The organism is Nostoc sp. 2RC, assembly GCF_014222165.1.
GTDB classification, from domain to species: domain Bacteria; phylum Cyanobacteriota; class Cyanobacteriia; order Cyanobacteriales; family Nostocaceae; genus Nostoc; species Nostoc linckia.
Genome location: NZ_JACKZU010000304.1, coordinates 1 through 10,103, shown reverse-complemented (window position 1 = coordinate 10,103; position 10,103 = coordinate 1). Strand labels below are relative to the sequence as shown.

Here is a 10,103-nt window from a genome sequence, read left to right as displayed (position 1 = left end):
CAAGTAGACATTAGTTAGTTTTCAATACCATAAAATGGAATTGATATCAAACAAAGTAGGCTTTTTAATTTTCTGGACTTGATAATTCTTAGACTTGAATTTCAACAAGTAAATCAGGCATATCTTGACAAATTATAGTTGCTCGATATCTCTTGCAAAAGTAATTTTTGCACATTTGTAGGCAAAGGGCAAAGGGAAATTTTGTCTGTTTTGCCGATTGATACCAAGAGTATATGCACAAGCCATCGCTTTTGTGTACCTCGATCCCCAAAAACCTGCTTTGTCCTTATTTGCGATATATCGGAAGCGATGGTCATCTTTGTTGCGATCGCTGTGACTATCTTGATTAAATTAAGATTCTTGACTTTATAACTGGTTTATGCTCTTTCATAGGATAAAGTCGATGTGAAAAGTTGCTCAGTATACAAACTAACCATCACTCTGAATTATCAGGTTTAGAGATTTCAAGGGCTTTAGTGGAATCTTGATTGGTTTATAGCTTGGTAGTACTGGATGTTTGACCGATGAAAAAATGGCTAAAATCGTTACGTAATAGGTAAAAAATATGTATTATTTATTTTTTTTTATAGTAAATATACTAGGTTCCGCTAGTTCCTACACTTCCAGTGTGACAGCTGCCAGTACAACACTGGATTTACCAAAAATGCATTTAGCTCAAAAATTAAACTGTAACAATCCTCAAACTCAATTAGAAATCAATCAATGCACTAATTTATCCTATCAAAATGCTGACAAAAAATTGAACGCCGCTTATCAAAAACTACTGCCGAAATTAGACAGAACTAGAAAACAAAAATTGATTACTGCTCAGCAAGCATGGATTAAGTTTCGAGATGCTAGTTGTGAATTTGAGAGAAGCCAATATGAAGGTGGAACAATAGCTCCGGCGATTTATCTTGGTTGCTTAGAAAATATCACAAAAGAGCGCACTCAACAATTAGAGGAATATCTAAAATCCGAAATTTAATATGTTTAAACCGCGTCTACATTTACTGTTTGAGATTTTGATATAAAAATCTTCTCAATTATTACTCTGCCTTCATCTTTTTAACCAGCCAAATACCTGTTCTACTGTCAACTCTAAATCAACACTATCCATAACAGTCAATTTAGTTTATCAACGATCGCCACAAACTAAATATGGCAAGAATGTTACATTTACTACAAATCACTTACTGTATTAGTATTGCCTCAGCAAAACTTGGCTAAATTCATTTTCGTAAAGAATTGTAATCTAAAATCCCAAATCTAAAATCCAAAATTGGTACAAGTCACTCACTACGGTAGTCTAGATGAGAGTGAATTAATCCCTGGTTTGATATATTGTTTTATGACTTCAGCTGTTTCTAGTCCTCCGCGCACAATCCGTATCGGTTCACGCAAAAGCCAACTTGCTCTAGTTCAAACATACTGGGTACAGGAGCAACTGCAAAAAAGCTATCCAGATATCACTTTTGAAGTCCATACTATGTCTACCCAAGGCGACAAAATCTTGGATGTAGCATTGGCCAAGATTGGCGATAAGGGACTTTTTACTAAAGAACTTGAGTTGGGAATGCTCAATGGCGAGATTGACTTTGCGGTTCATTCCCTCAAGGATCTGCCTACTAACTTACCCGAAGGGTTAACATTGGCAGCAATTACCGAACGGGAAAACCCAGCCGATGCCCTAGTGGTGCATGAAAAGCACAAAGATAAACAAATCGAAACTTTGCCAGAGGGTGCAGTCATCGGTACATCTTCTCTGCGGCGGTTAGCACAGTTACGCCATCGCTTTCCCCACTTTACTTTTAAGGATGTCCGGGGAAACTTGATTACACGGTTGGCAAAACTGGATGCAGGTGAATACGATGCCTTGATTTTGGCAGCCGCAGGTTTAGGGCGATTGGAAATGGGCGATCGCATTCATCAAATCTTACCCCAAGACATCTCCCTCCACGCTGTTGGGCAAGGCGCATTAGGAATCGAATGCCGTGCCGATGATAGCGAATTAATTTCCCTACTCAAAGCGATCGAACATCCCCAAACACGCGATCGCTGTCTCGCCGAACGGGCATTTTTACGGGATTTAGAGGGCGGTTGTCAAGTACCTATCGGTGTAAATACAGAAATATCTGGCGAACAATTAACTTTAACAGGCATCGTTGCCAGCATAGATGGTCAAAAGCTGGTAAAAGATAGCCTCACTGGAGAAGCCAACAAAGCCGAAGCACTAGGCACACAACTAGCACATCTGTTGCGCGAGAAAGGAGCCAAAGAAATTTTAGAAGAAATTTTTACGGTGATTGGGCGGGGTTCCTAAGCAATTGCACAAGCGGATGTGATTAGATAAGTAAGTAATCAATAAACAGTCATCAGTAGTCAGTAAACAGTAAAAAACTGATAACTGAATCGCTGTATAGGCACCGGGGAAACAAAACTTACCATGCGGATTTTATTTGTTGCAGCAGAGGCAGCACCCGTCGCGAAAGTAGGCGGAATGGGCGATGTTGTTGGTGCATTGCCCAAATTCCTCAGAGCAATGGGTCATGATGTGCGAATATTCATGCCTTACTACGGCTTCTTGCCAGACAAAATGGAGATTCCCAAAGAACCTATTTGGTGGGGAGATGCAATGTTCCAGCACTTTGCAGTCTACGAAAGCGTTTTGCCTGGTACTGATGTTCCCTTGTACTTATTCGGACATCCCGCCTTCATGCCTCGCCGCATTTATTCAGGAGAAGATGAAGATTGGCGGTTCACCTTGTTTGCCAATGGTGCAGCGGAGTTTGCCTGGAATTACTGGAAGCCAGAAATTATTCACTGCCACGATTGGCATACGGGAATGATTCCGGTGTGGATGCACCAAGATCCTGATATTACCACCGTCTTTACGATTCATAACTTAGCTTATCAAGGGCCGTGGCGTTGGTATTTAGAGAAAATTACTTGGTGTCCTTGGTATATGCAAGGACACAACACAATGGCAGCTGCGGTGCAATATGCCAACAAAGTAAATACAGTTTCGCCTACTTATGCAGAGCAAATTAAGACACCCACCTATGGTGAAACATTAGAAGGTTTGTTGTCTTTTATTAGCGGTAAGTTATCTGGGATTATCAATGGGATTGATGTGGAAGTTTACAATCCAGAAAATGATAAATACATTGCCCAAACCTTCACTGCTGATACTTTGGAGAAACGCAAAGCTAATAAAATTGCCTTGCAAGAAGAAGTAGGATTAGAAGTTAATGCAGGTGCATTTTTAATTGGGATTGTCACGCGATTAGTAGAACAAAAAGGCATCGATTTAATATTGCAAATTCTCGATCGCTTTATGGCCTATACAGATGCACAGTTTGTGTTGTTAGGGACAGGCGATCGCTACTATGAAACTCAGATGTGGCAATTAGCATCACGCTTTCCCGGACGTATGGCAACTTACCTCCTGTATAACGATGCCTTGTCTCGCCGCATCTACGCTGGTACTGACGCCTTCTTAATGCCCAGCCGTTTTGAACCTTGCGGTATTAGCCAAATGATGGCTTTGCGTTATGGTTCTGTGCCCATTGTCCGCCGCACGGGTGGATTAGTTGACACCGTATCGCACAACGACCCCATAAATGGCAGAGGTACTGGTTACTGTTTTGACCGCTACGAACCACTAGACTTGTTCACCTGTATGATTCGCGCTTGGGAAGCCTTCCGCTTCAAACCCCAATGGGAAGAACTACAAAAACGGGGTATGAGTGAAGACTTTAGCTGGTATCAATCTGCAAAGCAGTACGTAAAATTGTACAGATCAATTTACGGCTTGCCAGAAGAAGAAGAGGAAACACCACAGCCAGAACTAGTATTAAACGAAGCAGTGGCTACTGGCAATTCCTCAACTCCCTAAATAACTATTGGTTTGTCGCATTAGTTCTGAGGGGTAAACTTATTCTTAATTTTTCTTTCTTTGCGCTCTTTGCGTCCTTCTCTAACGAGACGCTACGCGAATGCGGTAGCCTGCGGCAAGTCGCTCCGCGTCTACGTTTATTAAACCTGCAAAATTAATGCGATGAACCACTAGTAGTTCGGCAAGGAAACTCTGCTCTTTAAAGGGTAAGGGGGAAAGGGACTCATGTTTTGATTCTTTCCCCCTTCCTCTTTACCCTTTTCCCAGTCCAAACCCAGCAAAGTTGGTGTGACAGAGTACTAGTTCTGAGGGTTTTAATTAACCGCAAAGTACGCAAAGTACGCAAAGAAAGAGGAAGAAGAAAAGAAGTTAAAAAGTTAATTCACTAAGCAAAATTAATGCGATAGACTATTACTTTTTGTGACTCGCCATCGTATTTTCAGATTAGTTTGATGTCTGAAGAATGCGATGGCGATTCGCATAAGCAGTATCAACTTCCCTTCTGGTCTGGGAAAAGGTTAAGGGGTAAAGGGTAAAGGATGTATTTGAAACCTTTCCCCTTTACCCTTTAACCGAATCGTATTGCGTTAACACCAACCGTATTGCTTTAACAAAAATAATTTATGTTTTGGAGTTGCTTAATTATTTCTCTTTAAAGAATGTTGAGCTATATTAGGCAAGCCATCAAGTCCACTGACAACGAAAAATCATGTTTTCAGGAATCAAATTATATTATCATATCAAAATTCATTTATGAAAAAAGATCATTGTTATCGATATCGTAATTATGGATTAATATTCTTAATATCTTTAACCACCGTATTCAGTACAACTACATTTGGCTTAACAGAATTAGTGGACAATTCCCCAACTCCAGAAAATTCTATCCCTGCTTCTAACTTGATTTGGCCGACTCAAGGTTTTATTTCTCAAGGCTTTCGTAAATATCAACATGAAGGAATCGATATCGCCGGGGCATCGGGGACTCCTATTGTTGCTGCTGCATCCGGTACAGTTATGAAAGCAGGTTGGGATAATTGGGGATTAGGCAATGCCATAACTATTAAACATCCTGATGGCAGTGTTACTGTTTATGGTCACAATCGCCGTTTATTGGTGAGCAAAGGTCAACAAGTTATTCAAGGTCAAATTATTGCCGAGATGGGGTCTACAGGCAATAGTACAGCACCTCATCTCCACTTTGAATTTCATCCACAAGGTAGAATTGCAGTGGATCCGCTCCGCGTACTTGCGTCTTCAACCGCAAATCTTAGTCCTAATTCTAAAGTTCAGCAAGTTACTAATTCTAATGGCTCAGTTTCAACACTTCCACTAACAAAGCTAGTTTCTCCTTCACAATCAATTACAATCAATTCTCCACCTTTAAATACTAATACTGAATGTAATGGAGTGACAATTCTTGGAGGTGAAACTCCAAAAATTCGTGTCAAAATTTGCCAAGAAAATGGTCAGTTATTTTATATTGGGGAGATGAAACAAAACCCAAATCAGCCGATAAAAATACCTGCTTTGATTGTTGGTAAAGATAAATATCAAGCAAATAATGGCAGTTTTTCTTATTTAATTACTCCTCAAAAAGTAGAAGTTTGGCAAAATGGTAATCGCCTTCGTTCTGAAAATTTTTAGATTCAAGAGGCATTGTTATTAAGTAGAACGACTTGAAAAAACCAAACTATCTAAATAGTTTGTAGTAAGGACTTTAGTCCTTATTAGAGGACTGAAGTCCTTACTACAAACCTTTAATTATTTACATCCTTCTACTTATTAGTTAGTGGTTAATCAAAACCACTAACCATTAACTATCGTATTGAGTTAACTCTGTGAGGAAATACCACACAATACGCTGTCAGGATTGATAACTGCATTTAATGACTTGCCACTGGTTCTGTTTCCAGGCGAACCAGTCGGTCTGCCAAAAGTTTTTCTAGGTCTTCTAGTGCTTTGGTGAAACCTTTGATGCCCTCGTCTAGTTTTTCAGATGCCATACGGTCAGCAGCGTGCATTTTGTCAAAGGTAGCCTTATCAATGGATAGTTTTTCAATTTCTAAGTTGGCTACCTTAGCAGGATCGAGTTTGCGTGGTAGTTCTCCAATAGTTGCTTGTAATTCTGCTAAAAGTGAAGGGGAAATTGTCAATAAATCGCTACCTGCAAGTTCAGTAATTTCACCAAGGTTACGGAAACTAGCTCCCATAACTTCGGTTTTATAGCCGAATTTCTTGTAGTAGTTGTAGATTTTGGTGACTGACAAAACTCCTGGATCTTCGGCTGCTGGGTAGCTATCTCGTCCAGTATCTTTTTTGTACCAATCGAGAATCCGACCGACGAAGGGGGAGATTAAAGTAACACCGGCTTCTGCACAGGCGATCGCTTGGTGCAAACCAAACAACAAGGTAAGGTTACAATGAATACCTTCTTTTTCCAGAATTTCCGCAGCGCGAATGCCTTCCCAGGTGGTGGCAATTTTGATTAACACGCGATCGCGGCCAATTCCAGCAGCGTGATACTGAGCAATTAATTCCCGCGCCTTAGTAATTGTAGCTTCAGTATCATAGGACAAACGAGCATCCACTTCTGTAGATACGCGACCCGGAATAATTTGCAAAATCTTTAACCCGAAAGCCACCGCTAAACGGTCAAAGGCCAGAGTAACTATCTGTGCTTGGGTAGCTTTAGCTCCAGCGTCTTTTTTTGCTTGCAGTAAAGTTTGATCGACAATCCCTTGATATTCAGGCATCTGCGCCGCAGCAGTAATCAAGGAGGGATTTGTGGTAGCATCTTGGGGTTTAAACTTTTCGATTGCTTGGATATCCCCTGTATCTGCAACCACAACAGTCATTTCTCGCAATTGTTCTAGTAAATTTTTAGACATAAAATACTCCATGATGTTTGTTTAGGATTTACTTAATTCCCAAGGGGGTGGGGAGTTAGGAGTTAGGAGTTAGGAGTTATTCTTTTCTTGCTCCCTCATCTCCCACCCTGCTCTTTTGCGCTAGGGTCTCTCAAAGAGAAGCTAAAGCTACATCTCCCTCATCCCTACTCCTCTCCACAGCCACAGCCACTGTCACAGCCTTATTCTAGAGGCTTATGCAGAAATTGGCTGTCCAATGGAATGCACTTTGATTAAGCTAGTTGTTCCTGATTTACCAATTGGAACGCCAGAGGTAATTACCACCTGATCTCCTTTTTTCGCTATACCCCTGTCTAGGACTTTGTTTACCACATTTGTAAACATTTCTTCAGCTTGGTGGACTGGTGGAATCAACAAAGGTTCGACTCCCCAGGAAAGTGCTAGCTGACGGTAAGCGGTGGGGTCGGAGGTCAAGGCAATGATTGGAGAAGTTGGTCGGTATTTAGACACCATTCTCGCTGTGTTGCCTGAGGTTGTGTTACACAGAATTGCCTTTGAGCCGGTTTCATAGGCGATACGACATACTGCTTCTGCTACCGATTCGGTAACGCTGAGACTACCTGGTTCGTGACACCAGGAATGTCTGGCACCTTCATCTAAAGCTTGTTCGGTTCGGACGGCAATATTGTGCATCGTCCTAACGGCGGCGATGGGGTACTCTCCCACGGCGGTTTCACCAGAAAGCATCACCGCATCTGTACCATCCAAGATGGAGTTAGCCACATCTGTTGCTTCTGCGCGGGTGGGGTCGGGGGCGCTAATCATCGACTCTAGCATTTGCGTGGCTGTAATCACGGGCTTGCCAGCTTGATTGCAACGGCGGGTGATATCTTTTTGAATTAGAGGCACTTCATGAATTGGCACTTCCACGCCTAAATCGCCACGGGCAATCATAATGCCGTCGGCAACTTTGAGGATGGAGTCAAATTGCTCTACTGCTTCTGGTCTTTCGATTTTGGCAATTAAGCGAATTGAAGCCCCAGCGGCTTCAATCATCCTTTTGGCGGGTTCTAGATCTTGTGGCGATCGCACAAAAGACACCGCCGCCCAGTCTACACCCAATTGAATCCCAAAACGCAAATCTAGCAAGTCTTTTTCGGTGATGGAACTCACAGGTAAAGGGGTTTGTGGCAGGTTCACTCCTTTGTGGGTGGAAATTAAGCCGCCAATTTTTACCTGTGCGCGAATGCGATCGGCATCGCGATCTGTAACGATCAGCTTGACGCGACCATCATTAATTAAAATTGGTTCCCCTGGTCGCACCATTGCAAACAAAGTCGGCAATGGTAAAGGCAATTCGTCAATACTTTCACCCTTCTCTTGCAAAACAAAGGTAACTTCACTCCCAGCTTCCACATTTAACCCTTCTGGTGGTAAGATACCCAAACGGATCTTTGGGCCACACAGATCTTGCATGATAGCGATCGGTCTTTGCTGCTCAGCGCTAATCTGCCTGAGATATTGAGCTGTTTGGGCATGGAATTCATAGGCTCCGTGAGAAAAATTCAACCGTGCCACATTCATTCCAGCTTCTACCAAGGCTTGCAGTTTTTCAGGTGCAGATGTAGCAGGCCCAACAGTACAAATGATTTTAGTTCGACGCATAGGGATTAGGGGTTGAGAGAATAACCTGCGACCTGGATGCCTGATACCAATTCGTAATTCCTAATTACAGCTTTCAGCTTTTATTTGGGGTTCCCCGTTCAAATCTTGAGGCTGCTTTTGGAGAATTGTTATTATGCGATGTCCAAGCCAAGTTGTCCTAGACATCGCATGGAGCATCCAACTTCACACGTGCTTCATATCACTGGTTTGCTAAGTAAAGATACTAGATTGCGTTTTATTTTTGGGTATTTACCATTTGACCCAAATCCCAAATTTGGGACTGAGGACTGGGGGCTGGTGATTGGTGACTGGTGACTGGGGACTGGTGACTGGGAAGTTATTATTCTCCCCTGCCCCTCTGCCCCATCTCCCTTGTCTTTCCCCATGCCCAATGACGGCAGTTGCTCCACTTGGGGAGACCCCAAGACCGCACTGCCTCCCCCATCCCCAATGTCCCATAACAAATCAAACCACAGCAGGCGTCGGTGCGGGCTTTTCTTTTTGTGACATAGATAACATGAGGTCAACTACACGATTGGAGTAGCCCCACTCGTTGTCATACCAGGCAACGACTTTGAAGAAGTTCGAGTTTAACTCAATACCAGCACCTGCGTCGAAGATGCTTGAATGGGTATCACCTTGAAAATCTGTGGAAACTACTTCTTCATCTGTGTAACCTAAGATACCTGCTAATGCACCGTTGGCAGCCTCTTTCATGGCAGCACAAATTTCTTTGTAACTGGTGGCTTTGGCAGTTTTGAAAGTTAAATCAACCACAGAGACATCAGGAGTCGGAACTCGGAATGCCATACCAGTCAATTTCCCCTTCAATTCTGGTAAAACCAGTGCTACCGCTTTAGCTGCACCTGTGGAGGAGGGAATAATATTTTGGGCTGCGCCTCGACCACCCCGCCAGTCTTTTTTGCTAGGGCCGTCTACCGTTGGTTGGGTAGCAGTCATGGCATGAACTGTGGTCATCAAACCTTCAGTCAACCCAAAGTTATCATTAATAACTTTAGCAATGGGAGCTAAACAGTTTGTAGTGCAGCTAGCATTGGAGACAATCACATCTTTGTTGGGGTCAAACAAGTGATGATTAACACCCATTAACAGGGTAGGAACTTTATCTGGATCTTTGGTGGGAGCAGAAATGATTACTCGCTTTGCACCTGCTTTGAGGTGGTTTTCTGCGCCTTCATAACCAGTGAACAGTCCCGTAGATTCCACTACATAATCGGCACCTAATTGTCCCCAAGGCAACTCTGCGGGATTTCTAACGGATACGCAAGGAATGAAGTGGTCATCAATGACGATTCCATCTTCCTTGGCTTCAACCTTTCTCGTCAATCTACCGTGAGTCGAGTCGTACTTTAAGAGATAGGCGAGGTTATCTGGTGGTACTAGGTCGTTAATACCGACAAACTCAACGTTGGGATTATCGATGCCAGCGCGAAGCACAAGTCTTCCGATTCGACCGAAGCCATTGATACCAACTTTCAATTTACTCAAGATTAAACCTCCTGTTGTGGAAAGTTGAACAAAAGGAGAAAGTTAAAAGTCAAAATAGATTGCCTTTTACTCTTTACTTTATGATCGTGACAGCCTCAGTCAGCGAAGGCATATTTACTTGGCATATTTTAAGGATTGGGGCATGGGGCATGGGGCATGGG

Annotated in this window: 7 protein-coding genes; 4 read left to right on the top strand and 3 right to left on the bottom strand. The window is 42.6% G+C overall.

The features are described from left to right. Positions 1-565: 565 nt before the first annotated feature. The 4 genes from GNE10_RS26075 (at position 566) to GNE10_RS26060 (ending at position 5,545) form a co-directional block, all read left to right on the top strand. Positions 566-988, top strand: a complete 423-nt coding sequence (locus tag GNE10_RS26075; protein ID WP_185568074.1) for a lysozyme inhibitor LprI family protein — start codon at positions 566-568, stop codon at positions 986-988. A gap of 363 nt (positions 989-1,351) precedes the next feature. Then, positions 1,352-2,323, top strand: coding sequence for a hydroxymethylbilane synthase (hemC, locus tag GNE10_RS26070; RefSeq protein WP_185568071.1), 972 nt, complete (start codon positions 1,352-1,354; stop codon positions 2,321-2,323). A 123-nt stretch (positions 2,324-2,446) separates the two neighbouring features. Next, a complete protein-coding gene (gene glgA, locus GNE10_RS26065) occupies positions 2,447-3,898 on the top strand; it encodes a glycogen synthase GlgA (protein WP_185568068.1) in 1,452 nt (483 codons plus the stop codon). A 753-nt stretch (positions 3,899-4,651) separates the two neighbouring features. Further along, positions 4,652-5,545: a M23 family metallopeptidase gene (locus GNE10_RS26060; protein WP_185568065.1), complete on the top strand. Its 894-nt coding sequence runs from the start codon at positions 4,652-4,654 to the stop codon at positions 5,543-5,545. 239 nt (positions 5,546-5,784) lie between these two features. Here the strand turns inward: GNE10_RS26060 and GNE10_RS26055 are convergent, their stop codons facing one another. The 3 genes from GNE10_RS26055 to gap form a co-directional block, all read right to left on the bottom strand. Beyond that, entirely contained in the window at positions 5,785-6,789 is a 1,005-nt protein-coding gene (locus tag GNE10_RS26055; protein WP_185568062.1) for a transaldolase, read from the bottom strand. A gap of 213 nt (positions 6,790-7,002) precedes the next feature. Continuing rightward, on the bottom strand, positions 7,003-8,433 hold the full coding sequence (pyk, locus tag GNE10_RS26050; RefSeq protein WP_185568059.1) for a pyruvate kinase: 1,431 nt from the start codon (positions 8,431-8,433) through the stop codon (positions 7,003-7,005). 465 nt (positions 8,434-8,898) lie between these two features. Next, positions 8,899-9,942: a type I glyceraldehyde-3-phosphate dehydrogenase gene (gene gap / locus GNE10_RS26045; protein WP_099071660.1), complete on the bottom strand. Its 1,044-nt coding sequence runs from the start codon at positions 9,940-9,942 to the stop codon at positions 8,899-8,901. Positions 9,943-10,103 lie beyond the last annotated feature (161 nt).

What these genes read in the sequence shown, in the direction of transcription:
- GNE10_RS26060 (WP_185568065.1), top strand. Translation starts at nt 4,652, where the DNA reads ATGAAAAAAGATCATTGTTATCGATATCGTAATTATGGATTAATATTC.
- pyk (WP_185568059.1), bottom strand. Translation starts at nt 8,433, where the DNA reads ATGCGTCGAACTAAAATCATTTGTACTGTTGGGCCTGCTACATCTGCA.
- GNE10_RS26075 (WP_185568074.1), top strand. Translation starts at nt 566, where the DNA reads ATGTATTATTTATTTTTTTTTATAGTAAATATACTAGGTTCCGCTAGT.
- glgA (WP_185568068.1), top strand. Translation starts at nt 2,447, where the DNA reads ATGCGGATTTTATTTGTTGCAGCAGAGGCAGCACCCGTCGCGAAAGTA.
- GNE10_RS26055 (WP_185568062.1), bottom strand. Translation starts at nt 6,789, where the DNA reads ATGTCTAAAAATTTACTAGAACAATTGCGAGAAATGACTGTTGTGGTT.
- hemC (WP_185568071.1), top strand. Translation starts at nt 1,352, where the DNA reads ATGACTTCAGCTGTTTCTAGTCCTCCGCGCACAATCCGTATCGGTTCA.